At 66.6% G+C, this 24,506-nt stretch carries 29 protein-coding genes; 14 read left to right on the forward strand and 15 right to left on the reverse strand.

The features are described from left to right. Positions 1 to 36 precede the first annotated feature (36 nt). The 3 genes from HJG53_RS15210 to HJG53_RS15220 all read left to right on the forward strand — a co-directional run bounded on the left by HJG53_RS15210 (position 37) and on the right by HJG53_RS15220 (position 1,666). Entirely contained in the window at positions 37 to 279 is a 243-nt protein-coding gene (locus HJG53_RS15210) for a hypothetical protein (protein ID WP_171132065.1), read from the forward strand. A 165-nt stretch (positions 280 to 444) separates the two neighbouring features. Continuing rightward, entirely contained in the window at positions 445 to 990 is a 546-nt protein-coding gene (locus HJG53_RS15215) for a hypothetical protein (protein ID WP_171132067.1), read from the forward strand. A gap of 196 nt (positions 991 to 1,186) precedes the next feature. Then, complete coding sequence (locus HJG53_RS15220) at positions 1,187 to 1,666, forward strand: hypothetical protein (protein ID WP_171132069.1); 480 nt, start codon at positions 1,187 to 1,189, stop codon at positions 1,664 to 1,666. 98 nt (positions 1,667 to 1,764) lie between these two features. Here HJG53_RS15220 and HJG53_RS15225 read toward each other — a convergent pair whose 3' ends face one another. The 4 genes from HJG53_RS15225 to HJG53_RS19020 form a co-directional block, all read right to left on the reverse strand. Continuing rightward, positions 1,765 to 2,934 (reverse strand): mechanosensitive ion channel family protein, encoded by a 1,170-nt coding sequence (locus HJG53_RS15225; RefSeq protein WP_171132071.1) that lies wholly within the window; start codon positions 2,932 to 2,934, stop codon positions 1,765 to 1,767. A gap of 29 nt (positions 2,935 to 2,963) precedes the next feature. Beyond that, positions 2,964 to 3,941 carry a DNA topoisomerase IB gene (locus HJG53_RS15230; RefSeq protein WP_171132293.1) on the reverse strand — a complete coding sequence of 326 codons (978 nt, stop codon included), beginning with the start codon at positions 3,939 to 3,941 and terminating at the stop codon, positions 2,964 to 2,966. Between the two features lie 228 nt (positions 3,942 to 4,169). Beyond that, positions 4,170 to 4,436 carry a hypothetical protein gene (locus HJG53_RS15235; protein WP_171132073.1) on the reverse strand — a complete coding sequence of 89 codons (267 nt, stop codon included), beginning with the start codon at positions 4,434 to 4,436 and terminating at the stop codon, positions 4,170 to 4,172. Further along, positions 4,433 to 4,561, reverse strand: coding sequence for a hypothetical protein (locus HJG53_RS19020; RefSeq protein ID WP_302477397.1), 129 nt, complete (start codon positions 4,559 to 4,561; stop codon positions 4,433 to 4,435). The genes HJG53_RS15235 and HJG53_RS19020 overlap by 4 nt, the downstream gene beginning before the upstream one ends. Positions 4,562 to 4,696: 135 nt before the next feature. Between HJG53_RS19020 and HJG53_RS15240 the strand changes: the two genes are divergently transcribed. Continuing rightward, positions 4,697 to 5,323 (forward strand): helix-turn-helix transcriptional regulator, encoded by a 627-nt coding sequence (locus HJG53_RS15240; protein ID WP_171132075.1) that lies wholly within the window; start codon positions 4,697 to 4,699, stop codon positions 5,321 to 5,323. 42 nt (positions 5,324 to 5,365) lie between these two features. Here HJG53_RS15240 and HJG53_RS15245 read toward each other — a convergent pair whose 3' ends face one another. Beyond that, complete coding sequence (locus tag HJG53_RS15245; RefSeq protein ID WP_171132078.1) at positions 5,366 to 5,842, reverse strand: hypothetical protein; 477 nt, start codon at positions 5,840 to 5,842, stop codon at positions 5,366 to 5,368. Positions 5,843 to 5,937: 95 nt separating this feature from the next. Between HJG53_RS15245 and HJG53_RS15250 the strand changes: the two genes are divergently transcribed. Further along, on the forward strand, positions 5,938 to 6,708 hold the full coding sequence (locus tag HJG53_RS15250; RefSeq protein WP_171132080.1) for a Coq4 family protein: 771 nt from the start codon (positions 5,938 to 5,940) through the stop codon (positions 6,706 to 6,708). Here the strand turns inward: HJG53_RS15250 and HJG53_RS15255 are convergent, their stop codons facing one another. The 8 genes from HJG53_RS15255 to HJG53_RS15290 form a co-directional block, all read right to left on the reverse strand. Beyond that, positions 6,709 to 7,161 carry a PaaI family thioesterase gene (locus HJG53_RS15255; RefSeq protein WP_171132082.1) on the reverse strand — a complete coding sequence of 151 codons (453 nt, stop codon included), beginning with the start codon at positions 7,159 to 7,161 and terminating at the stop codon, positions 6,709 to 6,711. 99 nt (positions 7,162 to 7,260) lie between these two features. Then, positions 7,261 to 7,551: a GIY-YIG nuclease family protein gene (locus HJG53_RS15260; RefSeq protein ID WP_171132084.1), complete on the reverse strand. Its 291-nt coding sequence runs from the start codon at positions 7,549 to 7,551 to the stop codon at positions 7,261 to 7,263. 77 nt (positions 7,552 to 7,628) lie between these two features. Beyond that, positions 7,629 to 8,414: a succinate dehydrogenase iron-sulfur subunit gene (locus HJG53_RS15265; RefSeq protein WP_171132086.1), complete on the reverse strand. Its 786-nt coding sequence runs from the start codon at positions 8,412 to 8,414 to the stop codon at positions 7,629 to 7,631. A gap of 47 nt (positions 8,415 to 8,461) precedes the next feature. Continuing rightward, positions 8,462 to 9,775: a lipopolysaccharide biosynthesis protein gene (locus HJG53_RS15270; protein WP_171132088.1), complete on the reverse strand. Its 1,314-nt coding sequence runs from the start codon at positions 9,773 to 9,775 to the stop codon at positions 8,462 to 8,464. Between the two features lie 3 nt (positions 9,776 to 9,778). After that, positions 9,779 to 10,582, reverse strand: a complete 804-nt coding sequence (locus HJG53_RS15275; RefSeq protein ID WP_171132090.1) for an NTP transferase domain-containing protein — start codon at positions 10,580 to 10,582, stop codon at positions 9,779 to 9,781. A gap of 2 nt (positions 10,583 to 10,584) precedes the next feature. After that, positions 10,585 to 11,589 carry a phosphoribosylglycinamide synthetase gene (locus HJG53_RS15280; protein ID WP_171132092.1) on the reverse strand — a complete coding sequence of 335 codons (1,005 nt, stop codon included), beginning with the start codon at positions 11,587 to 11,589 and terminating at the stop codon, positions 10,585 to 10,587. Between the two features lie 60 nt (positions 11,590 to 11,649). Further along, positions 11,650 to 12,183, reverse strand: a complete 534-nt coding sequence (locus tag HJG53_RS15285) for a DUF4199 domain-containing protein (protein ID WP_171132094.1) — start codon at positions 12,181 to 12,183, stop codon at positions 11,650 to 11,652. A 108-nt stretch (positions 12,184 to 12,291) separates the two neighbouring features. Beyond that, complete coding sequence (locus tag HJG53_RS15290; protein WP_171132096.1) at positions 12,292 to 12,741, reverse strand: response regulator transcription factor; 450 nt, start codon at positions 12,739 to 12,741, stop codon at positions 12,292 to 12,294. Positions 12,742 to 12,777: 36 nt separating this feature from the next. Here HJG53_RS15290 and HJG53_RS15295 point away from each other — a divergent pair, with 36 nt between their 5' ends. The 3 genes from HJG53_RS15295 (at position 12,778) to HJG53_RS15305 (ending at position 16,412) form a co-directional block, all read left to right on the forward strand. Next, positions 12,778 to 14,199, forward strand: coding sequence for a hypothetical protein (locus tag HJG53_RS15295; protein ID WP_171132098.1), 1,422 nt, complete (start codon positions 12,778 to 12,780; stop codon positions 14,197 to 14,199). Continuing rightward, positions 14,190 to 15,338, forward strand: a complete 1,149-nt coding sequence (locus HJG53_RS15300) for an alpha-hydroxy acid oxidase (protein ID WP_171132100.1) — start codon at positions 14,190 to 14,192, stop codon at positions 15,336 to 15,338. The genes HJG53_RS15295 and HJG53_RS15300 overlap by 10 nt, the downstream gene beginning before the upstream one ends. Before the next feature lie 258 nt (positions 15,339 to 15,596). Further along, entirely contained in the window at positions 15,597 to 16,412 is an 816-nt protein-coding gene (locus tag HJG53_RS15305) for an outer membrane protein (RefSeq protein WP_171132102.1), read from the forward strand. A 123-nt stretch (positions 16,413 to 16,535) separates the two neighbouring features. Here HJG53_RS15305 and HJG53_RS15310 read toward each other — a convergent pair whose 3' ends face one another. Then, positions 16,536 to 17,411: a PhzF family phenazine biosynthesis protein gene (locus HJG53_RS15310; RefSeq protein WP_171132103.1), complete on the reverse strand. Its 876-nt coding sequence runs from the start codon at positions 17,409 to 17,411 to the stop codon at positions 16,536 to 16,538. Then, positions 17,408 to 18,796 (reverse strand): cell envelope integrity protein CreD, encoded by a 1,389-nt coding sequence (gene creD, locus HJG53_RS15315; protein WP_171132105.1) that lies wholly within the window; start codon positions 18,794 to 18,796, stop codon positions 17,408 to 17,410. Before creD ends, HJG53_RS15310 begins: the two co-directional genes overlap by 4 nt. Positions 18,797 to 19,010: 214 nt before the next feature. Here creD and HJG53_RS15320 point away from each other — a divergent pair, with 214 nt between their 5' ends. The 6 genes from HJG53_RS15320 (at position 19,011) to HJG53_RS15345 (ending at position 24,498) form a co-directional block, all read left to right on the forward strand. Then, positions 19,011 to 19,835, forward strand: coding sequence for a tol-pal system YbgF family protein (locus HJG53_RS15320; protein WP_171132107.1), 825 nt, complete (start codon positions 19,011 to 19,013; stop codon positions 19,833 to 19,835). Position 19,836: 1 nt separating this feature from the next. Further along, entirely contained in the window at positions 19,837 to 20,322 is a 486-nt protein-coding gene (locus tag HJG53_RS15325) for an NUDIX domain-containing protein (protein WP_171132109.1), read from the forward strand. After that, complete coding sequence (locus HJG53_RS15330) at positions 20,319 to 22,442, forward strand: S46 family peptidase (RefSeq protein WP_171132111.1); 2,124 nt, start codon at positions 20,319 to 20,321, stop codon at positions 22,440 to 22,442. Before HJG53_RS15325 ends, HJG53_RS15330 begins: the two co-directional genes overlap by 4 nt. A 95-nt stretch (positions 22,443 to 22,537) precedes the next feature. Continuing rightward, positions 22,538 to 23,428, forward strand: coding sequence for a CDF family Co(II)/Ni(II) efflux transporter DmeF (gene dmeF, locus HJG53_RS15335; protein ID WP_171132113.1), 891 nt, complete (start codon positions 22,538 to 22,540; stop codon positions 23,426 to 23,428). A 12-nt stretch (positions 23,429 to 23,440) separates the two neighbouring features. Next, positions 23,441 to 23,611 (forward strand): hypothetical protein, encoded by a 171-nt coding sequence (locus HJG53_RS15340; RefSeq protein ID WP_171132115.1) that lies wholly within the window; start codon positions 23,441 to 23,443, stop codon positions 23,609 to 23,611. A gap of 11 nt (positions 23,612 to 23,622) precedes the next feature. Further along, the gene (locus HJG53_RS15345) at positions 23,623 to 24,498 is read left to right on the forward strand and encodes a hypothetical protein (RefSeq protein WP_171132117.1); all 876 of its coding nucleotides are present in this window, start codon (positions 23,623 to 23,625) and stop codon (positions 24,496 to 24,498) included. Positions 24,499 to 24,506 lie beyond the last annotated feature (8 nt).

Genomic DNA, 24,506 nt, shown 5'->3' on the forward strand with positions numbered 1-24,506 from the left:
ACGGAGGTGTCAACAGACATCGAACGGAGTGATCCCATGGCCGAGGCCGGAACTCAAGACGCCGCCCTGCGCGATCCGCGCCAGGATGCGCATCAGGACAAGTCGATCCAGCGGCGGCTGGAGCGGGACCCGTTCGATGCGGATGCCAAGGTGGACGCCGGCTCCGACGAGTCTATGGACGCATCCGACCCGCCGGCAGCCGCCGCGCCCGGCAGCCAGGAACCGGCGCCCTCGTCCGGCTATGACGAGGCGAAAGAGCGTGCAAACGCGCAACAGTAATTTGCTTATCCACTGATTTTATTGCGCGCACAGGCCGCTCGTCGCAACCTGTGTTGCGTTGCAGCAAGCTTTCTGGTTCGATTCCTTCCGGGGCTGTGATGCAGTTAACGGCGCGTAAAGCACCGGGGCTGCATAACGGCAGGGCAAAAGGTCGGAGTAGAGAGCATGGCGAGCAAGGTCGGCCCCGCTGCGGGCGCAATGTCGCTGGTCGAAATGAAGGAGTTTGCGAGCTTCCCCGCGGGAACGCAGCGCTACATCCGCCGCGCCCTCGACATCGGCCTCGAGCGCCACGATGCCGTCAAGCTCTGGTCGCGCGACGTGGTCGAAGCCGCCAGCATCAAGGCGCAGGCCAAGATGTATGAGCGGTTGGAAGAGATTCGTGTTCTCGTTCCTGACGACAGCGGCCTCGACGCGGTCGAGCCGTTCATGATGCCGCTGGTCACGCTGTCGGCATTCGACCTGGGCCAGGGGCGGCTGGAGAGCTTCTCGGCGTATCGCTTCCTTTACGAGCGGCTGGTCGGGCCGAGCGTGCGGCCCTGGCTGCCGAGCGCCTTCTGCGCCGCTGCCGCGCTGCCGCACCTGCACCCGGACAAGCGCCGCAAACTGCTCCAGTCGATCAGCGAAGCGGCGGCGACCGCCCCGGGCTGGTCGAGCCGTGCGCCTGCGTTCTATCCGCAATGGGTGGACAAGGTGGAAGTCGCGGCGAACTGAGTTGCTAGTGCTCCGGCCTTCGCCGGAGCACTTAGCGTTTTCATCGCGTCACGACGCTCTTTCGGCGCCTCCGGCAGCACTCGACGCACCCACCCGCGTCTCCGTCGAACACATAATTACAGGACCAGTGAAGGTCGTCACAGCACGCCTCCAGCGACCGTCTAGACACCGTTGTCAGACGCAATGGAGACGAAGAATGCTGTTTCACCTGTCGATCGAAGCCGATGATCCCAAGCGCACCGCCGAGGTGCTCGCCGAGATCTGGAACGGCGTCGCCATGCCGTTCGCGGCCGTGGCCGAAGGGTCGTGGATGGCCTTCCACCCGGCCGACAACGGCACGATGATCGAAGTCTATCCGCGCGGCACCGACCTCGCGATCGGCGACAAGGGTGCGCTCGGGCTGGCCAGCAGCGATCGCCGCGCCAGCGCGACCCACTTCGCCATGTCGACCGACAAGAGCATCGAAGAGATTTATGCGATCGCCGAACGCGAAGGCTGGCATGCGCAATATTTCAGCCGCGGCGGCGCCTTTGGCGTGATCGAGGTCTGGATCGACGGCTGTCAGATGATCGAGGTGCTGACGCCCGAGATGCAGCGCGAATATCTGGACAATGTCACCATCGCCAATTGGACGCGGATGATCGATGCGCTGGAGGCGCAGAAGCTCGCCGCCTGACCTGACCGAACATCATGCCTGACTCCCCTCGGGCATCCACCTCCCCTCTCCCCGACCCCAAAAGGAGGTGGGCCCCGCAGCCTGATCTTACCCCGGATTCAGGTGCGGGGCGATGACGGGGCCGTGTCGCCTTCGGAGTGGATCTCCGACACTCGCTGCACATCGGGATAAGGCATGATCAGCCGCCCGTCGGGTGCGCCGGTCAGGCTCACCTGCGTCGGGAAGGCGAAGTCCAGCCGCTCCGCGGCGAAGCGCGCCATGATCGCCATGCCGAGTGCGGTGCGCGCGTCGTAGAAGACCTGATAGTCGGCGCTGGGCACGTCATATTCCAGCTCATAGTCGAGCGAACTCGCCCCGAACCCGACAAAGCCGGCGCGGACGAAATGCAGGCCCTGACCTTCGACGATCTCCTTGAGCAAGGCCGGCACCCGCGCCGCCTGGTCCGGCGAGAGCTGGCTGACCAGCCCGAGCGCGAACTTGCCGCGGCGGTGATCGAGGCGCGTATTGTTGCGGATCTCCTTGTCGAGCAGGTTCTTGTTGGAGATCACCCGCTGTTCGCCGCTGATCGAGCGCAAACGCGTCGATTTAAGCCCGATCGCCTCGACCGTGCCGCTGGTCTGGTCATAGGCGATCGAATCGCCGCGCCGGAACGGCCGGTCGAACAGGATCGACAGCGCCGCGAACAGGTCCGCGAAAATACCCTGCGCGGCGAGGCCGATCGCGATGCCGCCGATGCCGAGTCCGGCCACCAGCCCGGTGACGTTCACGCCGAGATTGTCGAGGATGACTACCCCGGCGAGAACGAAGAGGACGATCGAGACGAGCAGGCGAATGATGTTCATCGCCGAGCCGAGCGCTTCGTGCTCGCCCATGGTCGTGCGGTGCTCGACGAAGCCGATGACGATCTCGCGGGCCCAGATCGCCACCTGGATGACGGCAGCGACGGTGAAGACGAAATCGATCGTCTGCTGCACCATCTCGGGCGGCTGGGCATAGCCATCGACCAGCTTGGCGGCGGCGGCGAGGATGAACAGGTTGCTGGTCTTGTCGATCGCGCGGCCGAAGACCGTCGCCCAGCCGGTGCCGCTGCGATCGCGCTCGCACAGCCTGCTACCGAGCCGCCGCAGGGCGTGCATCACGATGACGATCACCGCGCCAGCGGCGACGCCGACCAGTATCTCGAGGAAATGCTGCTGGAACCAGAGGGACGTGCCGTCCCACATGTCGGTCATCTGCTGGCGAACGGACGGCCGTTCCCCAGGGGTCATATTGGTGGCGATCGTTCTTCCTCCATCGATCAGGCGGCGGCGCGAAGTTTCTCGCGTGCCTCTGCCAACTGGTCGAGAAATGCAATCAGACCGCGTTCGTAACGATCCAGATAGCGCATGGAGCGCGGCAGGCGCATAGACTCGTCCCATGTCGCCCCGCTCTTGGCGAGGTCTATCAGCGCGGGATGAACGTAGGATTTCCGGGCGATGGACGGCGTGTTGCCGAGCTCGTCCGACACGACCTCGAGCATCTGCTTGAGCGTCACCTTGCCCTTGGTGTCGAACAGCACGCGATAGGCGATGACGCTGGCGCCCCAGGTGCGGAAATGCTTGGCGGTGAAATCCGCCTGCATGGCTTCCTTGATATACTGGTTGACGTCGGTCGAGGTGACCGGATGGGTCTGGCCGTCGTCGTCCAGCCAGCGGAACAGGTGCTGGCCGCGCAGGTCCTGCATCGTCTTGACGAACCGGAGCAGCGAGCGATCGCTGATCGTCAGCTTGCGCATCTTGCCGGACTTGGCGCGGAATTCGAGCTTCAGCGTGCCCGCGCGCACCTCGGCATGGCGTTTGCGCAGGGTGGTGGCGCCGAAGCTCTTATTCTCCTGCGCATAGGCTTCGTTGCCGATGCGCACCTTGGACAGGTCGAGCAGACGGACCACGGCGGCGCACGCCTTGTCCCGGCCGAGGCCGCGCTTTGCCAGATCCGCTTCCACCCGGGCGCGCAGCGCCGGCAGCATCTGGCCGAAGGCGGAGCAGCGGTCATATTTCGCCGCCTCCTGCGCGGCGCGGAAATCGGCGTGGTAGCGATATTGTTTCCGCCCGCGCTCGTCCCAGCCGATCGCCTGGATATGACCGTTGGGGTCGGGACAGAACCAGGCATTGCCATAGGCGGGCGGCAGGCCGATCCGGTTGAGCCGGTCGATCTCGTCGCGATCGGTGATGCGTTTGCCGTCCGGCGAGAAATAGCCCCAGGCGCGGCCGAAGCGGCGGCGGGTGATGCCCGGCATTTCATCATCGACGAAGTTGAGATGCGAGTCGCTGAGATCGGTCACATGCGCGGAATGCGCGAAGGGGAAGGGGCGTTCCTTATCGTACCTGCGTCATCCCGAACTTGTTTCGGGACAAGGCTTGAGCTGCATCGAGGCTCGAGGCGGAAATGCTGCTTTATCGCCGCCGAACATCATGCCTGGCGGACACCTTGTCCCGAAACAAGTTCGGGATGACGATTGTGCTTGCTAATCCGTTTCGATCGTCAGCGCTTCGATCACCAGTCCGCCTGCGTCCTCGCGCCAGCTGAGATCGGCGACGATGTGGCCGGCGAGCGGCAGGTCGGCTTCCTCCGCGCCGGTCAGGTCGATGCCCGCCCCGCAGAGCAGGCGGTGGCGCATGCCGCTGAACGTGACGCTGGCCCAAGGCTCGGACGAGGAGGTGAGTACGAGCAAGCCCGGATAGCGTGCGATCAGTGCGCGGATCAGGCCGCGGTGCGGGTCGGCGCGCCTCATTGCTGGTCGCCGATGAACGCAGTGATGCGGGCACGCAGCCGGGCACCGGGCTCTCGGCCGCGGCGCAGATCGTGGACCAGCCGGGGGTCGCGCGCCACGGTCCTGCCGAAGCGAGTCGCGGACATGCCGCTGCTCCGTAGATAGCGTTCCACTTGCCTCAAGATCATGTCCTCACTCCCGCGACTCGCCCGATAGGAGTTTTCCTATTTCATAGGCGTTTTCCTATTTGTCTATGCAATTTCCTATGCTATGACTCCGAAATGGACCGGGACGCTCGTGCCGCGCTCGACGCGCTGATCCAGGAGCGGCGGGAGGATTATGCGTCGCTGTCGCGGATGCTCGGGCGCAATCCGGCCTATATCCAGCAGTTCATCAAGCGCGGCGTGCCGAAGAAGCTGGACGAAGAGGATCGCAGCAAGCTCGCCCGCTATTTCGGCGTCAGCGAGACCCTGTTGGGCGGGCGCGACGCTGCCGCCGACGATCTGATCGCGGTACCGGTGCTGGACGTGCAGGCCTCGGCGGGCGCGGGCGCCTTCGCGGAATCGGAGCGGGCCAAGGCGCGGATGCGCTTCGACCCCAGTTGGCTGCGCGGGCTGACGCTCGACCCGCGCCAGCTCTCGGTCATCCAGGTCACCGGCGATTCAATGCATCCGACGCTGAATGACGGGGACGATATTCTGGTCGACCGCGGCGATCGGCGCCTGCGCGACGGCATCTATGTCCTGCGGATGGACGGCGCGTTGAACGTCAAGCGGCTGCTGCTGGAGCCCGGCCGAAGGGTCACGGTCCGCAGCGACAACCCTGCCTATCCGAGCTGGCCGTCACTTGAGCGGAGCGCGCTGGACGTGATCGGGCGGGTGGTCTGGGCCGGGCGGCGGCTGGTCTAAGGTGCTTGTTCCCCGGCCTTCGCCGGGGAGCAGCGGGAACGCTCAGTCGTTCGCCGCGACCTTGACCGGAGCCGGCTTGCAGCCGCGCATCCGGGCGACACCGCGCAGATAGCCGCGGCGGGCAATGCCCGCGTCCACGGCCGCGTCATAGCGGCGCTGGGCCCCGGCTGCGCCACTGACCTCGCGGATGACGCCGCGGAAAGGGATGAAGCTGCCGACGATGCTCTTCGCGACCGACGTCGTGGTGAGGCCGTTCTTCCGTTCTGTCCCGGAGTCGAAGTCGGGACCGAGCACCGCGTCGAGTTCGGCCAGCGCCGTGTTCAGCTGGCCGCAATTGCGCGTCGCCTCCCGCGAATAGGGATCGTCCGCGGCGGAGAGCAGCACCGGGGGAATGTCACGCTTCTTCAGGTTCACATCCTCGGCGGGCGTCATTGCCGCGTCCTGCGCCACCTTGTCGGCTGATTGGGCAAGCGCCGGAGCGGCCCATGCCAGCAACGCCGTGCAGAGAAGAAGGCGCATGTCGATGTTCCCTGTTTACCAATCCTTATGCCTCCGAAACGAACAAGCATAGGCCCAGGTTGCACAGCCGGTAGCGAATCGCTATACTGACATGCATGTCAGCAGAGTTCGCCCCGCCCAAACCTGCCGAACTGCCGGTACCGTTCATGAACACGCGCCGCGACTGGAAGGCGGCGCTGGTCGCGCTGCGCAAGCTGCTCGCGGACGGCAACGACACGGTACAGGTGTTCCGCATCATGCGTGCGCTCAATGCCGGCAACGGGGCACGCAACTACCACAAGCTGCTCGAAGCGCCGGGTGGCGGCCGCATCGCCTATAGGCGGACGGAACTGGCCGAGCTGTTCAGCGATCCCGCCTTTATCGCCAGTTTCAAGCCGGGCACGGTCGGCGCCGCCTATCGCGATTTCCTGAACCGCACCGGCTATTCGGCGATGGGCCTGGCCGAAGTCGCCAACTCCGACAACATCCCGCACGAGGCCGAACATCCCTATGCCTGGTTCGGGCGGCGCGAGCGCGACATCCACGATATCTGGCACGTGCTGACCGGCTATCAGGCCGACGAGCCGCTCGGCGAAGCCTGCCTGGTCGCCTTCTCCTTCGCCCAGACCAAGGGCCTGGGCTGGGCCGCGATTGCGCTCGGCGCATCGCTCAAGGCCAGAAAGATCACCGGCAGCTGGATCTTCGCGAAGGCGGTGATCGAAGGCTATCGCCACGGCAAGCGCGCCGAATGGCTGTCCGGCCAGGATTATGAGCAGCTGATGCACGAGCCGATCGCTCAGGTGCGCCGGCGCCTGAAGATCGGCGATCCGGTGCGCTACCGCGAGGCGCAGGCCTGGCTCGCGGCGCGGGGCTTTACGGGGCTCTGATCAACTCGACGGCTTGCGCACCGTTCCCGAATAGGAGGCGACGATCGCGTCGCCCTGCTCGACCAGGCCGCGGATGAAGACCAGCCGCCGGGTGGTGCGCAGCACCTCGCTGACGCAATCGAGCGGCTGATCCAAGCGGCCGGCGCCGATGAACTGCGTCGCAAGGTCGAGCGTGACCGCCGTCCCGGCTTCGATGATGCCGTGGCTGCGGCAGGTGGCGAACAGCGCCACGTCGATCCAGCCGAGCAGCGCGCCGCCATGGATATTGTCGCCGAGGTTCGAATGCTGCCGCTGCGGAAACGCCCGCATGCGCACGCGCCCGTCCGGCTCCGTCCGCACGATCATGTCGCCGAGCAGGGCGTTGAAGCGCGTCGGATCCTTGAACCCCCAGCGCATCCAGCCGGGATTCGCCGGATCGGGTTCGTGGAGAAAGCCGGGTGAGAGATCGGTCATGCTGACCCTGTAGCGGGTGGAGCTACGCCGTCCAGTTCCCCGGCGAAGGCCGGGGTCCATCCGTCGTTCAACTGGGTTTGGGCCTTCGCGGTGGAGCAGCTAGGTCAAGGTTTCGTAGAGATCGTCCCAAGTCGGATTCATCTCCTCGATGCGCTTGATCTTCCAGGCCCGCTGCCACTCCTTCATCTGCAACTCGCGGGCGCGGGCGTCCTGAATGTCGTCATAAGCCTCGAACCACACCAGGCGTTTCAAGCCGTATTTCTTCGTGAAACCGTCGATCAACCCTTCACGATGCTGCCAAACGCGTTGGCAGAGGTCACTCGTCACGCCGATGTAAAGCGTGCCGTTTCGCTTGTTCGTCATGATGTAGACGAAGCCAGGCCTCGTCATATCAGTTCCCCCGCGCAGACCGGGGCCCGTGATTTGGTGCTAATGGACCCCGGCCTTCGCCGGGGAACAGTTGCAAATCAAATCGCGCGTTCGACTTCCATCTTCTTGATCTCGGCGATCGCCTTGGCGGGGTTGAGACCCTTGGGGCAGACGTTCGCGCAGTTCATGATGGTGTGGCAGCGATAGAGGCGGAACGGATCTTCCAGCTCGTCCAGCCGCTCGCCCGTCTCTTCGTCGCGGCTGTCGGCGAGCCAGCGATAGGCCTGGAGGAGGATGGCAGGGCCGAGAAACTTGTCGGAGTTCCACCAATAGCTGGGGCAGCTGGTCGAGCAGCAGGCGCAGAGGATGCACTCGTAGAGGCCGTCGAGCTTGGCGCTGTCCTCCGGCGTCTGCAGCCGCTCCTTGCCCGAGGGCGGCGGCGTCACTGTCTTCAGCCAGGGCTGGATCGTCGCATATTGCGCATAGAAGCGGCTGAAATCGGGGACGAGGTCCTTGATCACGTCCATGTGCGGCAGCGGCGTGATCTGCACGTCGCCCTTCACGTCGGAAATCGCCTTGGTGCAGGCGAGCGTGTTGCGGCCATCGATGTTCATCGAGCAGCTGCCGCAGATGCCCTCGCGGCAGGAGCGGCGGAAGGTGAGCGACGGGTCCTGCTCCGACTTGATCTTGATCAGCGCGTCCAGGATCATCGGCCCGCAGCTGTCGAGATCGACTTCGAACAGGTCGTAGCGCGGATTCTCGCCGCTATCGGGATCGTAGCGGTAGATCTTGAACTTCTTAACGCGGGTCGCACCGGGCGCGGCCGGGAATTGCTTGCCGTTCTTCCTGACGACACTGTTCTTGGGCAGCGCGAATTCGGCCATGAAAGTCTCCGTTTGCGGAAGGGCGATAGCGTGGCCGGACGCCGATCTCAATGGCGGCGGAGCGTGCGGCTGACGGCGAGGCCCATCACGCAGACATTGAGGAGCGAACCGCACAGCATCGCCACGGCGCCGCCGATCGTGCCGTAGAGGTGGAGCAGCAGCAGCATCAGGCAAACCATCGTAACAGCGACGCTGGCCTGGATGGTCAGGGCGACATTCTCGCGCCCCACCGCATAGAGCGCGGGCTCGAACGCGACCGCGACCAGGTCGACCACTGCGGCGGCGCCGAGAATCACCAGCAAAGGATAGGCGGCGGCAAAGCCGGGACCCGCGATCAGCGCCAGCGCCGGCCGGCCGATGACGAGCAGCAGCAGGACGATCACGACGCCCGCCAGCGCCGACGCGCCCGCGGTGCGCAGCACCAGGCGACGAAAGGCGTGCGGCTCGATCGTGGCATGGGCGCGAACCAGTTCCGGGAACAGGGCGCGCGACAGCATCTGTCCGACCTTGGCGAGCGCCTGCCCGAGCTGGTGCGCGACCCGGAAGCGGCCGGCCGCCAGCGTCCCCGCGACCAGACCGACCAGCAGCACGGCGCCCTGCCGGCTCGCGAGCGCGAAGGTCTGGCTGGCATTGGTGACCAGCGCCATTCGCCAGAAGCCGGGATTCTCTTCGCGCAGCAGCCCGGAGCGGAGCGGTGCGTCGCGCCAGCCGAGCCCGTGCAGCAGCGGCCGCGCCTTCACCCAGTAAGTGACGGAGGCGAGCAGCTCGGACGCGACCCAGACATAGAGAAAGACCGTCAAGGTCGGCGCGACGAGGGCTGCGACGCCGGTGCCGACCAGCCGTACGACCGGCACGACGAGATCGATCGCCGTCGCCTGCGCGAACCGGTCGTGCAAGCGGAACAGGCCGAGCAAGGCGGAGCGCGCGGAGAGCAGGATGCCGCAGGCGACGCCGAGCGCCTGCCAGTGCAGCTCCGGTGCCCAGCCGAACGCGTCGGCGGCGAAAGGCATGCCGATGGCGGCGATCAGGCACCCGAACGCGGCCGCGCCGTAATCGAGCGCGAAACAGGCCTTGAGCAGCCTTGCCAAAGCAGCATGCCGTCCCTCACGCAAATGGCCCATGCCGTAGCGCACCACCACCTGCCAGACCTGAAAGCTGACGAAGGCGGCGATCGTCTGGGCGACCCCCAGGATCAGCGCGAAGGTGCCGAACCCCGCCGGCCCGAGCATGCGGGTGACGATACCGAGATAGACGAGGCTGAGCACTGCCGCGACGCCGCGTCCGCTGAGCAGCCACGCCAGGTTGACGAACACCGCGCGCCCGCTCGCTGCGCGTCCGCCGGGTAGCTGCGGGGCGGTCACCTGCTATTCGGCTGCGGCAGGCGCGGTGTCGCCGAGCCGGCGGCGCAGCACCACTTCTGCGCAGCGATAGGTCCGTTCGTTGTCCACGTCGATCGCATGGCCGCCATCGGCGAGCACCACCGGCTCGATGCGGATCTTCAGCCGGCGCGAGATGCGGCGGAATGCGGAGGCAAGCGAGACCAGCCGGTAGCGCAGCATCAGCACGTTGATCAGGCCGAAGGCGGTGATCAGCCGACGCGGGTTCTTGGCGAACTGCCCGCCTTCGCGGAAGGTCTCCGCCGCCTTCAGCGCCTTGGCCGAGCCGGTCGCATAGAGGTTGCAGTTGGAATAGGCGTCGTCCGAAAACTCGTAGAACCGCCGCTGCCCTTCCGGATGAGCCGCGAGCACGGCGGCCTTGGTCGCGACCGCCACCGTCACATCTGCGCCGGCGGCGAACGGCGCCAGCATCGCGGTCACCGCGCCCGAGGTGAGGTTGATATTGTCGGCGGTCGTGAAGACGATCGGGCCGTCGACGCCTTCGGCCGCGCGATAGACGCTGTCGGCCAGGTTTGAAGCCGATGTCACGAAGTCGATCGGCACCGCCCAGCGTGTGCCCAGATGCGCGCGGAACAGCTCGGCTGCGCCTTCTTCGAGCGAGATGCGCACGCGATCGAGCCCGGGGGTGGCGGTGAGCGCGTCCATCACCCAGTCGATCAGCGGCCGGCCACAAATCGGGATCAGCCCCTTGTGCGAAACGCCATGCGCTGCGGCGAGCGGATCGAGCTTGCCGTCGCGCTGGGCGCTCAGGACGACTGCGGTGAAGCCCATGATCAGTCCTGCGCGATCAGGCCGTGCCGGTACAGGCTCTCGGCAAGGATCGTCTCGATCAGCTGGGCTTGCGTCCAGCCGGCACGCCGGGCCGAGCGGCCGAACACCTTTTCCGACCAGAGATTGCAGTTCAGATTGACCTCGAGGAAGTTCACTTCGCCGCGATCGAGATCGAGTCGGAATTCATAGCGGCCGTAATCGAAGGGGAAGAACTCACCCAGCATCTTGCGGGTGAGATCGTCGATGATGGGCTGGAAGTGAGCGTCGTCATAATCGACGAGCTGATATTTCTGGGCCCGTTCGACCAGGTCGCGCTTTTCGTAATAGGTGCGCAGATGGCTCGGATCGGCCTGTTCGAACAGCATCATCGGCATGACGAACGGGTCGCCGCGCACGGTTACGACCGGCACCTCGACATCCGAACCTCTCAGGAACGGCTCCATGATCGCGTCATGACCCATGTCGTGGATCTCGGCGACGGCATGGGCGACGCCGGCCCAGTCCGATGCATCCATCACGCCCCAGGAAGCCGAGGAGGCATTGGGCTTGATCACCATGCGCTCGGCCATGGGCGCGCCGGCTTCGGTGACGGGCGCGCCGCGGCGGAAGATCTTCCACGGCGCGGTCGGCACGCCGCGCGCGGCGGCGCAGAGCTTGGTCAGATGCTTGTCGTCGGACAGGCCGCGCAGGATCGGCGAGGCGCCGAGATAGGGAATGCCCAGCCGCGTGCAGAGCAAGGGCAGCATCATTTCGGAGTTGAGGAAGCCGCCGCGGTTGAGCAGCGGAAACACGAAGTCGACGCCGGGATTGTCGAACAACGCCTCGTAGCGGTCGGCGAGTTCCAGCTTCAGACCGAGCTCCTGGAGAATGGTGCGCACCTCGACATGGTAGAGGGCGTGGTTGCCGTCTTCCGGATGCAGCCCGCCGCCCCATTTGGCATGCTTGGCAATGAACATGATGCGGAGGCGGTCCTTTGCCTCCTGTGGAATGGTGAGCGGCTGGGTCATCAGGCGTGCAAATAGTCGCCGCCCGGCCCGAACGAAAGGCCGGACGGCGTTGGCGCCTCCTCAACCCGCACGAGCGGGCAGGAAGCGGCTGTTGCGGAGGAGCGCGGCGGCGACCAGCGAGACGATCAGGCCGACCGGAAAAATCTCCGAAAAGGTCATCGGCACGCGGAAGAGCGGATTGGCATATTGCGCGCGGAACCGGTCCATCTCGGCGACGTAGCGGGCGAGCTTCTCACCGCTCATTCCCGCGGCGCGCTGCTGCTCGATCATCAGCCGGGCATAGTCGCCGGCGAAGTCGACGCCGCTGACCGCGAGCGCCGCTTCCCAGGCGAGACAGTAGATGAGGCCCGCCACCGCGCTGATGCCGAGGCCGATGCCGAACGCCGTCCAGAAGCGGATCACGCCGCCCAGCTCGACATCGCGATAGCGCTTCACCGCCACGAAGATGGTGCTGAGCGCCAGCAGCATCGTCGTATAGCCGATGAGCATGCCGTATGCGAGCGGCGGACCATCCAGGGCGACCATCATGACGAACATCGGCACGCCGACGATCAGACCGGCGATCGCGCCATAGGAGAAGATGCGGGCAGTCATAGTCGGGCTCCCTTCAAACAGACCGCCTCATGGGGCCAGCCGGGCCGCGGCCACGCAATCGCCCGAAAGGGTGATTGTGACGAAATCACCCCTCTTCCTCGCTCCGAATCATCGGATCAGGCCAAGTTCGCGCGCCCGGGCGATCGCATCGGTGCGCCGGCGGGCGCCGAGCTTTTCGTGGAGGCGAGCGACGTGCGTCTTGATGGTGTTCGGCGATACGCCGAGTCGCAGCGCCACTTCCTTGTTGGAGCGACCGGCGGCGAGTTCCCGAAGCACCGCCAGCTCGCGATCGCTGATGCCGAGGGAAGCTTGAGCGGCTGTGTTTCCGGTCGCCTCGTGAGGTCGTCGCGCACCGACGACGCGGACGCCGACGAACACGCCCAGCGCAAGAAAGCCTGCCGCCACCAGGGCCAGATGCCAGCCGCTCGTCTGCGCGCGCACCAGGTGACGGTAATCCAGCCATTGCAGCAGCACCGCGCCGGCGGCGAGCGCGGCGCCGTAGATCAGAACCGGCGTCCATGGCGGCGGCCGCCGCCTTCGCTTGCCCCCAATCCCCATGTTGGCAGTGGTGCGCCGGGCTCCTAAAGCGCGTCAATGCGTTTTGAGGATTTGACGCCGGATCAGCGCCGGGCCGCCGAACTGATGACCCAGGGCGGCGATGCCCGGATCGTGCTGACGCCAGATCGCTGGCAGAATCGCTATTACTCCGCACCCTATCCGCAGGACGTGCTCGCTTATGCGTCCTCGACCGCGAACGACATATCGGGCGACGCCTTCGCCCATATCGTGTCGCTGGGGGAGCAGGACTATGCGGCCGGGCTGGAGAGCCTGCGCCGCCGCATTCGTGCCGCCTATGGCGTGGCCGATGATGTCGCGGTCGTGTTCGCGCCGTCGGGCACGGACCTGGAATATGTCGCGCTCGCCTGCGTCGCCGACCGTGCCGAGCGGCTGCACAATATCCTGCTCGGCGCCGACGAGGTCGGCAGCGGCTGCATCCATTCCGCCCATGGCCGCTATTTCGCCAAGGAAACCGCGCTCGGGCAGGCAGTGACGCCCGGGGAGCCGGTGCCCGGCCTGGGCGAGCGCGTGACGATCGAGGACATCGCCGTCCGGGATGCGCTGGGCCACGCCTTCACCAGCGCGTCTATCCGCGACCGGATCGAGCAGGCGCTCGACGGCCATGCCGATGCGCATGCGCTGGTCCATGTCGTCCATGGCTCGAAGACCGGGCTGATCCTGCCGCTGCTCGAGGATATCGACGATCTCCTCGCCCGGCATCAGGGGCAGGCGACCTTGGTCGTGGATGCCTGCCAGGCGCGGATCACCAGCCCGGCCATCGGCGACTATCTCGCGCGCGACGCGATCGTCTTCATCACCGGTTCGAAGTTCATGGGCGGTCCGCCGTTCAGCGGCTTCGCACTGGTGCCGCCTTCCTTGGCGCACAAGGCGCCGGCGCTGCCGGAGGGGTTCGCGTCGATCTTTCGCCGTGCCGAGTGGCCGGCTGGTTGGCCGGGTGCCGACGCGCTCGAGGATGGGGCCAATCCGGGTCTGCTGCTGCGGCTGTCCGCTTCGGTATTCGAGCTGGAGCGGTTCCAGCGCCTGTCGCTGGACCGGGTCACGCGCGTGATCCTCGCCTTCCACGCCGCAGTGCGGACGGCGATGGTGGAGCGGCTCGGCGGACGCCGGATGGCGCCCTATCCGCCCGGCCACCGCACCGAAGGCGACGCCCACCCGATCGAAATGCGTACGCTGTCCACGATCGACTTTTCCGGACGGCCGGGCCGGCCCGACTTCGATGAAGCGGTGCGGTTGCACAAGGCGCTGGTGGACCGCGGCATCCGGCTCGGCCAGCCGGTCAAGTGCGTGAAGCTGGAGGATGGCCGCTGGGGCGCGACCCTCCGCCTCGGCCTCTCCATGCCGCAGCTGGTCGGTTTCGACGCGCTCGACGATGCCGAGTTGCATGCCCGCCTGGCAGCCGACATGGACCGCATCGCCGACGCCATCGCATGCGCCTGACCGACTGCCACAATGTCGAGGATTTCCGTGAGCTGGCGCGCCGGCGCCTGCCTTCCCCCGTCTTCCACTATATCGACGGCGCCGCCGACGACGAGTTGACCAAGGCGCGCAACACCGCCGCGTTCGACGACTGCGACCTGGTGCCGCGCGTGCTCGCGGGTGTGGCGCAGGTGGACATGCGGACGACCGTGATGGGCAGGGAGGTCGCGCTGCCGCTCTTCTTCTCGCCCACCGCCTTGCAGCGGCTGTTCCACTGGCAGGGCGAGCGCGCGGTCGGCGCGGCGGCCGAGAAGTTCGGCACCTGGTTCGGCATTTCGAGCCTCGCCACGGTCAGCATCGAGGAAGTCGGCGCGACCGTGCGCGCGCCCAAGCTGTTCCAGCTCTATGTCCACAAGGATGAAGGGCTGAACCGGTCGATGATCGACCGCTGCAAGGCCGCGAACTTCGACGCGATCGCGCTGACGGTGGACACGATCGTCGGCGGCAATCGCGAGCGGTGCCTGCGCACCGGCTTCACCTCGCCGCCGCGGCTGACGCCCCGCTCCGCGGTCAGCTTCGCCGCGCACCCGCGCTGGACGCTCGACTATCTGTTCCGCGAGCGCTTCGCCTTGCCCAATCTGCAGACGCATGTGTCGCAGGGCACGACGGTGGCGCTGTCCGTCGCCGACTATTTCAACACGATGCTGGACCAGTCGATGGACTGGAAGGCGGCGGAGCGTATCCGTGCGGAATGGGGCGGCGCCTTTTGCCTGAAGGGCGTCATGTCGGCGGAGGATGCGCGACGGGCAGTCGATATCGGCGCAACCGCGATCATGGTCTCCAACCATGGCGGCCGCCAGCTCGACGGTGCCCGCGCGCCGTTCGACCAACTCGCCGAGATCGTCGATGCGGTCGGCGACCGGATTGAAGTGATCTGCGACGGCGGCATCCGGCGCGGGAGCCATGTGCTGAAGGCGCTCTCGGTCGGCGCGAAGGCGTGTTCGGGCGGGCGCATGTACCTCTATGCGCTCGCCGCTGCCGGGCAGCCGGGCGTCGAGCGGGCGATGGGAAAGCTCCGCGACGAGATGGAGCGCGGCATGAAGCTGATGGGGGCGCGCAGCCTCGCGGATTTGGGCCCGGAGAATCTGCGCTGGCGGTGACAGGTCCTGTTCCCCGGCGGAGGCCAGGGCCCAGCATCGCCGCCGCGGAGTAGCGCGAGCAATGGACCCCGGCCTCCGCCGGGGAACAGACGGCCTCAGAAAGGACGATCGCGACATTCCGCGCGACGAAAATGCTCGTCGCGGAACGTTTCGTTCCCGTCGATGCTGCGGTGCATCCAAGCCTGGGATCGGCTCGTAGCTCGCCCCGCGGCCGCACTTCGCGGCGCCAAATCAAGATACCTTCGGGGAAATAAGACTATGAAGACCTTTGTTGCTTTCGCGCTTCTCGCCACCACCGCCGCGGCTCCGGCCCTGGCGCAGGACGAGACCTGGACCGGCCCCTATGTCGGCATCCAGCTCGGCTACAACTTCACCCAGAACAACAAGAACGAGTCCGTGCTGTTCGACAAGAACCTGGACGGCAGTTTCGGCGACACGGTGACCACGGCGGCCGGCGCCAACGCCTTCTCGCCCGGCTTCTGCGGCGGCGCCGCGCTTGGCAACTCGGCGGCGGGCGGCTGCCGCGGCGACAAGGACCAGGTCTTCGGCGGCATCCACGCCGGCTATGACAAGCAGTTCGGCAATGTCGTGCTGGGCGTGGTCGCCGACTATAACCGCACCAATGTCCGCGACAGCGTGACGGCGTTCAGCACCACGCCGGCGTCATACACGCTGACCCGCCGCCTGAAGGACACGGCGAGCCTGCGCCTGCGTGCCGGCTATGCGTTCGGCAACACGCTGGTCTACGGCACCGGCGGCCTCGCCTGGGGCAAGGTCAAGAACCGCTTCACGACGACCAACTCGGTGAACAGCTTCACGACCAATGGCAATGACGATGCGTGGGGCTATCGCCTGGGTGCCGGCATCGAGCACAAGCTGACGCCGAACATGACGGTCGGCCTGCTCTACACCTATCAAAGCCTCGACGATAACAGCTACCGCGTCCGCGCGGCCGGCCCGGCCCCGGCGACCAATCCGTTCATCCTGACCAACGCCAACGGCACCGATTTCCGCCGTTCGGACAAGTCGTTCGGAATGCATGGCATCGCGCTGACGGCGAGCTACCGCTTCTGACGAGCGGGGCGGGGAGCCTCATTTCCGGTCCGCAACCGGGGCTCCCCGCCACTGTTCCCCGGCGAAAGCCGGGGTCCAGCGATGCCGAAGACTGGGCCCCGGCCTGCGCCGGGGAACAGCTCTTCAGAGCGTCGCGAAACCTTCCAGCACCGGCACGCAGCGTCCGCCGACCGAGGCGCGAATGTCCGATTCGTCGCGCCAGGCCTTCAGCCGCAAGCGGCTGGGTCGCCCCATCTCCACGCCCTGGATAGCTTCGTAGCTGAGCTCGCGATCTCCGCTCAGCGACAGCAGCAAGGCCGCGAGCGTCGCATTGGCGCTGCCGGTCGCCGGGTCTTCCCAGGTGCCGGACAGCGGCGCGAACATCCGCGCCCGGAGCGGCCCGGCGGCAGGTCGGCAATAGAAGAAGATCGAGAAGCGGTCGGCATCGGAGGCTACCTGGGCCATGCCGTGGCGGAAGCCGGCCAGATCGGGCGCCGCGCCGGCGAGCGCGTCTTCGCTCACCTCCGCCAGCACGAACTCGACCCCGACACTGGCGCGGACAGGCTTGTGGGCGGAAGTCAGCACGTCACTCTCGTCGAGGCTGAGCGCCCGGGCGATCGCCGCTGGAGACACTTCGCCGAGCAACGACAATGGCTGCGGCGCGTCGATCTCGGCACCGCCGGCCGCGTCCAGCCGTACCTCGACGAGGCCGGCCAGTTCCTCGAACCGGAACCGGTCCTTCCCGGGCCGCAGCTGCGCGAGCACATAGGCCGTGCCGACATTGGGGTGACCGGCAAAGGGCATCTCGGCCGTGCGGTTGAAGATGCGGACCCTGGCGTCGTTCGCCGGATCGTCCGGCGGCAGGACGAAGCTGGTCTCGCTCAGGTTCATCTCGGCGGCGAGGGCCTGCATCTCTCCGTCCGAGAGCCCCGCCGCATCCGTGAACACCGCGAGCTGGTTGCCACCGAAGCGCGTGTCGGTGAACACGTCCACGGTCCTGAACGCATAGCGCCGTGTCATGCCAAGCCCCTCTTTCCGGTCCAGTCCACCCGGCGCGTCACGTACATGACCACGCCCAAGGCCACGAACAGCATCACCGATCCGATCAGCAGCGAATAGGCTTCGAGGCTGAGCAGGATGTAGAGCACGGCATAGAGCGCCGCGAGCAGCCCGCCGACCCAGGCCGCACGCCGCCAGCTCTTCAGCACCGCTGCCGAATAGGCCGCGATCTGGCCGATGATCGCCGCGCTGGCGAGCAGATAGGCGGCGGTGAAGCCGATCACTTCGGCAAAGGCGAGCAGCAGCACGAAGAACAGCACCAGGCCGACGCCGACCAGCAGATATTCGACGCTCGCGACCGTCACGCCGCCGATCACGTCGAACATCAGGAAGGTCAGGAAGGTGAAGCCGATGAACAGGAAGCCGTATTTCACCGCGCGATTGACCTGGCTGTAGAGATCGACCGGCTGCACGAGCGTGACGCGCGCCTGCTGCTCGCCCGCCGGCTCCAGGATCAGTCCGCGCGGACGCACCTCGACGGCACCGCCTGCGGCAGGATCGCGTACCTCGACCAGAGACTTGCCGAGCGCGAGATTGCCGAGGCGGTAGGTGGCGGTGAAACCCTTGTCGTCCACTTTGCGCGTCGCCGGCAGGAAACCGCCCTGAAAGCTCGGGTGGGGCCAGGCGGAGGTGAGCGTCCAGCGTGTGTCGCCGGCCTGGGGCGCGAGCGTCAGATGCGCATTGCCGCGCATGGCATAGGCAAAGTCGCTGACGAGCGGCGCCGCGCGGATCGGCGAGGCGTCGAGCGGGGCGTAGAAGCCCGAACCGCCGGTCTCGACGGGGCCCTTGCCCGGCTGCAGCAACAGGGCCGCACCGCCGACGCTCACCCGCGGCGGTGCGCCGAACAGGCCGCGCGCGTCGGAGAGGCCAAAGCGCAGCTCGGCGCGGTCGAAGGCAAGCCGGTCGGCGGACACGCCGTAACGGGCGAGATCGGCGGGCAGCGCGAAACGCGCGCGGCCGTTCACATCGGCCTCGTAGACGACAGCTTCGTAGATCGAGCGCTGCCGCCGTTCCGGCTTCAGCTGCGTGCCGATCTCCGCCACCTGCGGCGACAGGACCAGTTCGCGCCAGACGTCGCGGCTGCGCGTCACCTGGCGTCCGGCCTCGGTTACCGTCTCGTTCGCCTGGTCGAGATAGGGAATGACGAGGAAGGGACCTGCCATCGTCTGCGGCCCGCCCCAGCCTTCCGCGATGGAAGCGCGCGCCGTCTCCGACTGCGATTGCTTATCATAGACGAGCAGATAGACCGAGAAGAGCGGGATCGCGAGCAGCAGGCCGATCAACCCGGCGAACAGGAATTTGGCGCCGGGCGTGCGGTCGCGGCGGGCAGGAGCGGCATCGTCCATAGGGTTTCCTCCGTTCAGCCGTTGCATATCAGCGACGAGCTGATGCTGGCCAGTCACGAAGTGTCGCAAACTGTATGTTCCCCGGCGAAGGCCGGGGTCCAGCTACGGCACTCTGGGCCCCGGCCTTCGCTGGGGAACTATTGCCCTTCGCAACTTCAGGTTAGAGACAGGGGCAACCGACCATGGAAGCTGCTTCACCGGGGTTATCACCATTATGTACCGATCGCTTATCGTCTCTCTGCTGCTGACGACCGCCGCGACGGCGCAGACTGCGCCCGACCTGAACACGCGCGTGAACCGCATCGAGAAGGAGTTGCGGGCCGTGCAGCGGAAGGTCTTCCCGAACGGCCAGCCGCTCGAGCCGGAAATCGTCGCGCCGGCCCCGGCGCCGACGCCGATCGCGCCGACCACATCGCCGATCGCGGACCTGACGGCGCGGGTCGACGCGCTGGAGGGGCAGATCCGCGCGCTCACCGGGCAGACCGAACAGAATGGCTTCAAGCTGCGACAGCTCGAAGAGCAGGTGAAGCGGTTGACCGACGAAGCTGCCGCGCGCGCCGCCGCGCCCGCGCCGGCCTCCGCCGCGGAGCCGACGCCGGTTGCAGCCGAGCCTGCGGCTTCGGGTGGCATCGAGCGTCCGTCCACCGGCGATGCCGCCGAAGACGGCTATGTCTATGGCTTCCGGCTCTGGCAGGCGAAGCAATATGCCGAGGCAGAAACCGAGCTGAAGCGGGTTGCCGACAAATATCCGAACCATCGGCGCGCATCCTTTGCGCAGAACCTGCTCGGTCGCGCCTACCTCGACGAGGGCAAGCCGGCGCTGGCGGCGGTGGCGCTCTACGACAGCTACAAGAAATGGCCCCAAGGCGAGCGTGCGGGCGAGAGCCTGTACTGGCTCGGTCAGGCGCTCACCCGACTGGAGAAGCCGGCAGACGCGTGCAAGGTCTATGCGCAGTTCGGCGACGATTACGAGGCGACCGCCGCTGCCAGCCTGAAGGCGCAGGTCGCCGCCGGCCGCAAACAGGCCAAGTGCGCCTGAGGTGAGCAAAGGCGGCAGCAGCGCCGGCGTGCTGCTCTTCCGCGGTGCCGACAACGGAATCGAAATCCTGCTCGTCCATCCGGGCGGCCCTTATTGGCGCAACAAGGATGCGGGCGCCTGGCAGATCCCGAAAGGAGCGATCGAGGCGGGAGAGACGCCGCTCGCCGCCGCGCTGCGCGAAGTGCAGGAGGAATTGGGCTTTCGGCCGGACGGGGAAGCCATGCCGCTCGGCCAGCTGCGCCAGGCGGGCGGCAAGCTGGTCGAAGCCTTTGCGATCGCGGCGGCGTTCGACCCGGCCGCGCTCGTCAGCATCGAGTTCGAGCTTGAATGGCCGCCCCGCAGCGGGCGGCGCGAGCGGTTTCCGGAGGTGGACGAGGCGCGCTGGTTCAGTGTCGCCGAAGCAAGGCAGATGATGCTGCCAAGCCAGCTTCCGTTTCTCGACCGGCTGTGCGAACGCGTCGCGGATCAGGGAGAGAAATCAGGATGATAAAGACATTTGCCGCCATGCTGCTCGCCACCGCTTCGGGCACGGCGCTGGCCGAGGAAGGCATGTGGCTGCCGAGTCAGACTGGCGCCATTGCCGAGCAGCTGCGCGCCGCCGGCCTGCAGCTCGATCCGGTCGCACTCGGCAATCTGAAGCAGCCGCCGCTGACCGCGATCGCTTCGCTCGGCGGCTGTTCGGCGGCGTTCCTTAGCCCGCAGGGGCTGATCGCGACCAATCATCACTGCGTCTATGGCTCGATCCAGTACAACTCCAAGCCGGGGCAGGATTACATCACCAACGGCTTTCTCGCCGCCGCCCTGGCGGATGAGCTGCCCGCCGCGCCCGGCAGCCGCATCTATGTGATCGAGGACCTGCGCAACGTCACGCCGGCGATGCTGAAAGGCGCCGCGAAGCTCAGCGGTCGCGCGCGCTATGACCGGCTGGAAGCGAACCGCAAGGCGCTGATCGCCGCGTGCGAGAAGCTGCCGTCGCGCCGCTGCGACGTGCGGCCCTATTTCGGCGGCGAGACCTATTATCTGCAGCAGCAGCTGGAGATCAAAGATGTGCGGCTGGTCTATGCGCCGGCGGCGGGCATCGGCAATTTCGGCGGCGAGACCGACAATTGGATGTGGCCGCGCCACACCGGCGATTTCGGCTTCTACCGTGCCTATGTCGCGCCTGACCGCTCGTCGGCGGCGTTCGCGAAGGAGAATGTGCCGTTCAAGCCCAAGGCCTGGCTGAAGATCGCCGACAAGGGCGTCGAGGAAGGCGACTTCGTGATGGTCGCGGGCTTTCCGGGCATCACCTTCCGTCACAAGACGGCGGCGGAGGCCAAGTTCGCCTTCGAGACGCTGACGCCGCTGCAGCAGCGCCTGCTCAACGAATATTCGGACCGGATCGTAAGCGCCGTCGCGGGCAACGAGGCCGCGTCGATCACCTATGCGTCGATCCTGAAGGGCGCCGACAATTACAAGAAGAAATATATCGGTGAGCTGGCCGGGGGAGAGGCGCTCGGCCTGGTCGAGAAGAAGGAAGCGGAGGAAGCCGCGTACCGCGCCTGGGTCGCCGCCGATCCGAAGCGGCAGGCGCAATTTGGCGCGGCGATCGCTGAGCTCGACCGGTTGATCGAGGCGCAGAATGCCTATGAGCTGGCCGAGGCACGGCGCGGCCTGCTCAACCGCGCGCAGCTCTTCTCCGCGGCGCGCCTCGCCTATCGCTGGGCGCAGGAGCGGGGCAAGCCCGATGCGCAGCGGGAGCCCGGCTATCAAGATCGCGACCGCGCTTTCCTGGAGCAAAGGCTGACAGCGATCGAGCGCCGCTATGATCCCGCGATCGATCGGCTGCTGCTCGAACATTCGCTCGCCGAATATCGCAAGCTGCCGACGGCAGAGCGGGTGGCGAGCTTCGACGCGGCGCTGCCGGCGTCGCTGGACAGCCTCTATGCGGGCACGCGGCTCGGCGACACCAAGGGGCGGCTGGCGCTGCTCGACCAGCCCGTGTCGGCCTTTCAGGCCTCGGCCGATCCGTTCGTGAAGCTGGCGGTGGCCAGCTATGACGAGGATATGCGCCGGGAGAGCGAGGCCAAGGCACGCGCCGGCGACATCCAGCGCGCGCGTTCGGCCTATATGGCGGGGCGGCTCGCCTATGGCCAGAGCCAAGGCAAACCGCTCTACCCGGACGCGAACGGCTCGCTGCGCTTCACCTATGGCAAGGTGACCGGCAAGGCCAAGGACGGGCAGGTCTGGACGCCGTTCACGACTGCCGAGGGCCTCGCCGCCAAGCAGACTGGCAAGGGCGAGTTCGACGCGCCCGACAAGGCGATCCAGCTGATCCAGGCCAAGGATTATGGCCGCTATGCGTCGCCGAGCCTCGGCACGCTGCCGATCGATTTCCTGTCCACGGTCGACATCACGAACGGCAACTCCGGATCCTCGACGCTTAACGCGCACGGCGAGTTCGTCGGCCTGGCGTTCGACGGGACGCTGGAAGGCGTGGTCAGTGACTGGATGTTCAACCCGGAGGTCAATCGCACCATCCATGTCGACAGCCGCTTCATGTTGTGGACGATGGACAAGGTCGACGGCGCGCAGCGGCTGCTCGACGAGATGGGGGTGGGGCGCTGAGGAACACCCATTATCCGTTCGTTTCGAGCGTAGTCGAGAAACGGCTTGCCTCTGTGCCTGCGCTTCTCGACTAAGCTCGAAGCGAACGGATTTAGATGATGAACCGGGAAACCGTCTCCCACGACTATCTGCACGAGCATCACGACCGCAATGCGCGGCGTACCCAATGGGTGGTGGCGCTGACGGCGGTGATGATGGTCGGCGAGATCGTGGCCGGATACCTGACCGGGTCGATGGCGCTGCTCGCCGACGGCTTCCACATGGCGACGCATGCCGGTGCGCTGACGGTCGCGGCCTTCGCCTATCGCTATGCGCGGCGCCATGCTCATGATCCGCGCTACAGTTTCGGGACCGGCAAGGTGGGCGACCTGGCGGGATTCGCGTCCGCGCTGATCCTGGCCGTGTTCGCGATCGGCATTGCCGGCGAGTCGATCGCGCGGCTGTTCGAGCCGATGCGCGTCGACTTCGCCGACGCGACCTTGGTCGCGGTGATCGGGTTGATCGTGAACCTGGTGAGCGCAGTGCTGCTGTTCGACCGGCACCATCATCACGGACCCGACGAACAAGGGCACCACCATCATCATCACGACAATAATCTACGCGCCGCCTATATCCATGTGCTGGCCGACGCGCTGACTTCGGTGCTGGCGATCGGCGCATTGCTCGCCGGTCGCTATCTGGGGCTGGTCTGGCTCGATCCCGTGATCGGCATCGTCGGCGCGCTGGTGATCGCGCGCTGGTCCTGGGGGCTGATGAAGGAGACGGCGGGCATATTGCTCGACCGCACCGATATGCGCACGGCCGAACAGGTGCGCACGCTGCTCGCCGGAGAGCGCATCATCGACCTGCATGTGTGGCGGCTCGGCCCCGGAGCGCTGGCGGTGATCGTCGACCTTGCCGCGCCCGCCGACCTCGACGGCGCCCGCGCGAAGCTCAGGCCGCTCAAGAATGTCGTCCATCTTACCGTGCAGACACATCAGCACTGAGCATCGTTACGCGTGCGCAATATCGCGTTGGAGCTTCGGCTGATCGTTCCTGAACAGAAACGGCCCCCGAATAGCGTCTTTTCTGAACGGCTTGCCGTTGCCGGTAACCATGGTCGTGATAGCTTCTTCAACGACGCGACTCCCAAGAAGAGCATCAAGCGGGCAGCCCGCGTCGGTCTGTAAGGGGAAGTCACATGATTGGTCGCCGTTTGAGCGCTTTGGCGCTCCTCTTGTCGTGCGCGTCCGCGCCGCTCCAGGCCAGTGTCGATCAGGGCTATGGGCGCGATTGCTGGAACGGTGTCGAACTCGACGCGCTGAAGGTTCAGCGGTTCAAGACGATGCTGCTGGTCGCGATGCTCAACTGCCGCGATCTGGAGCCGGCGATGGCGGCCGATTACAACCGCTTCGTCCGCGCCAATCGCGACCTGATCGCGCGCAAACAGTCGGTGGTGCGGGAGCATTTCATCCGCACCATGGGGCCGTCGGCTGGCCTGAACGCCTATTCCGCGTTCGAGACGTCGCTGGGCAACCGCTATTCGGATGCGGACTTCGACGAACAGCGCTGCGCCGGCATGGCGCAGGACGCGCGCTTTGCGGGTTATGTCTCCGAAGGCGAACTGATGGACCTGATCCAGTCGGTGCCGGACGAGGACCGGCTTGCCGTCTGTGCCGCCGAGCCGCGCTATGTCGCCCGCCGCGAATGGGCGCCGCCGCAGCCGCCCATCTACGCCGAACCGGCGGCCGCCCCGGCACCGGAACTCGCGGTCGCTGCGCCGCCACCGCCTGCTCCGATGGCGGAAAAGGCGGCCGAGCCGGTGCAGACCGCGCAGAACGAATGGCCGGACCTCGCGCCCGTCGAGCCGGAAGGGCCGGCACGGGCGGTGGATCCCGATCAGGTGCGGTTGGCCGAAGCGGCGCCGCCGCCGGCGGAACCGGCAGCCGAGCCGGTCAAGGTCGCGGCGTTGGACGTGAGCAAGCCGGACCGGGTCCAGGCGGTGCGGGAAGCCGCGAGGGCGCTGCGCGAAGCGCTCGCGGCGCTCGAGGCGGGGGAGGCCGATACGGCGAATTAAGAATGCCT

Origin of the sequence: Sphingomonas sp. ID1715, assembly GCF_013044515.1 — a bacterium.
GTDB lineage: Bacteria > Pseudomonadota > Alphaproteobacteria > Sphingomonadales > Sphingomonadaceae > Sphingomonas_B.

Bases quoted from the DNA above. Each gene is read 5' to 3' on its own strand.
- HJG53_RS15250 (WP_171132080.1), top strand. From the start codon at position 5,938: ATGTCAGCAGAGTTCGCCCCGCCCAAACCTGCCGAACTGCCGGTACCG.
- HJG53_RS19020 (WP_302477397.1), bottom strand. From the start codon at position 4,561: ATGTCCGCGACTCGCTTCGGCAGGACCGTGGCGCGCGACCCCCGGCTG.
- creD (WP_171132105.1), bottom strand. From the start codon at position 18,796: ATGGACGATGCCGCTCCTGCCCGCCGCGACCGCACGCCCGGCGCCAAA.
- HJG53_RS15220 (WP_171132069.1), top strand. From the start codon at position 1,187: ATGCTGTTTCACCTGTCGATCGAAGCCGATGATCCCAAGCGCACCGCC.
- dmeF (WP_171132113.1), top strand. From the start codon at position 22,538: ATGATGAACCGGGAAACCGTCTCCCACGACTATCTGCACGAGCATCAC.
- HJG53_RS15210 (WP_171132065.1), top strand. From the start codon at position 37: ATGGCCGAGGCCGGAACTCAAGACGCCGCCCTGCGCGATCCGCGCCAG.
- HJG53_RS15285 (WP_171132094.1), bottom strand. From the start codon at position 12,183: ATGACTGCCCGCATCTTCTCCTATGGCGCGATCGCCGGTCTGATCGTC.
- HJG53_RS15245 (WP_171132078.1), bottom strand. From the start codon at position 5,842: ATGCGCCTTCTTCTCTGCACGGCGTTGCTGGCATGGGCCGCTCCGGCG.
- HJG53_RS15255 (WP_171132082.1), bottom strand. From the start codon at position 7,161: ATGACCGATCTCTCACCCGGCTTTCTCCACGAACCCGATCCGGCGAAT.
- HJG53_RS15310 (WP_171132103.1), bottom strand. From the start codon at position 17,411: ATGACACGGCGCTATGCGTTCAGGACCGTGGACGTGTTCACCGACACG.
- HJG53_RS15305 (WP_171132102.1), top strand. From the start codon at position 15,597: ATGAAGACCTTTGTTGCTTTCGCGCTTCTCGCCACCACCGCCGCGGCT.
- HJG53_RS15320 (WP_171132107.1), top strand. From the start codon at position 19,011: ATGTACCGATCGCTTATCGTCTCTCTGCTGCTGACGACCGCCGCGACG.
- HJG53_RS15225 (WP_171132071.1), bottom strand. From the start codon at position 2,934: ATGACCCCTGGGGAACGGCCGTCCGTTCGCCAGCAGATGACCGACATG.
- HJG53_RS15330 (WP_171132111.1), top strand. From the start codon at position 20,319: ATGATAAAGACATTTGCCGCCATGCTGCTCGCCACCGCTTCGGGCACG.
- HJG53_RS15345 (WP_171132117.1), top strand. From the start codon at position 23,623: ATGATTGGTCGCCGTTTGAGCGCTTTGGCGCTCCTCTTGTCGTGCGCG.
- HJG53_RS15290 (WP_171132096.1), bottom strand. From the start codon at position 12,741: ATGGGGATTGGGGGCAAGCGAAGGCGGCGGCCGCCGCCATGGACGCCG.
- HJG53_RS15215 (WP_171132067.1), top strand. From the start codon at position 445: ATGGCGAGCAAGGTCGGCCCCGCTGCGGGCGCAATGTCGCTGGTCGAA.
- HJG53_RS15295 (WP_171132098.1), top strand. From the start codon at position 12,778: ATGCGTTTTGAGGATTTGACGCCGGATCAGCGCCGGGCCGCCGAACTG.
- HJG53_RS15300 (WP_171132100.1), top strand. From the start codon at position 14,190: ATGCGCCTGACCGACTGCCACAATGTCGAGGATTTCCGTGAGCTGGCG.
- HJG53_RS15275 (WP_171132090.1), bottom strand. From the start codon at position 10,582: ATGGGCTTCACCGCAGTCGTCCTGAGCGCCCAGCGCGACGGCAAGCTC.
- HJG53_RS15280 (WP_171132092.1), bottom strand. From the start codon at position 11,589: ATGACCCAGCCGCTCACCATTCCACAGGAGGCAAAGGACCGCCTCCGC.
- HJG53_RS15240 (WP_171132075.1), top strand. From the start codon at position 4,697: ATGGACCGGGACGCTCGTGCCGCGCTCGACGCGCTGATCCAGGAGCGG.
- HJG53_RS15260 (WP_171132084.1), bottom strand. From the start codon at position 7,551: ATGACGAGGCCTGGCTTCGTCTACATCATGACGAACAAGCGAAACGGC.
- HJG53_RS15265 (WP_171132086.1), bottom strand. From the start codon at position 8,414: ATGGCCGAATTCGCGCTGCCCAAGAACAGTGTCGTCAGGAAGAACGGC.
- HJG53_RS15230 (WP_171132293.1), bottom strand. From the start codon at position 3,941: ATGCCGGGCATCACCCGCCGCCGCTTCGGCCGCGCCTGGGGCTATTTC.
- HJG53_RS15235 (WP_171132073.1), bottom strand. From the start codon at position 4,436: ATGAGGCGCGCCGACCCGCACCGCGGCCTGATCCGCGCACTGATCGCA.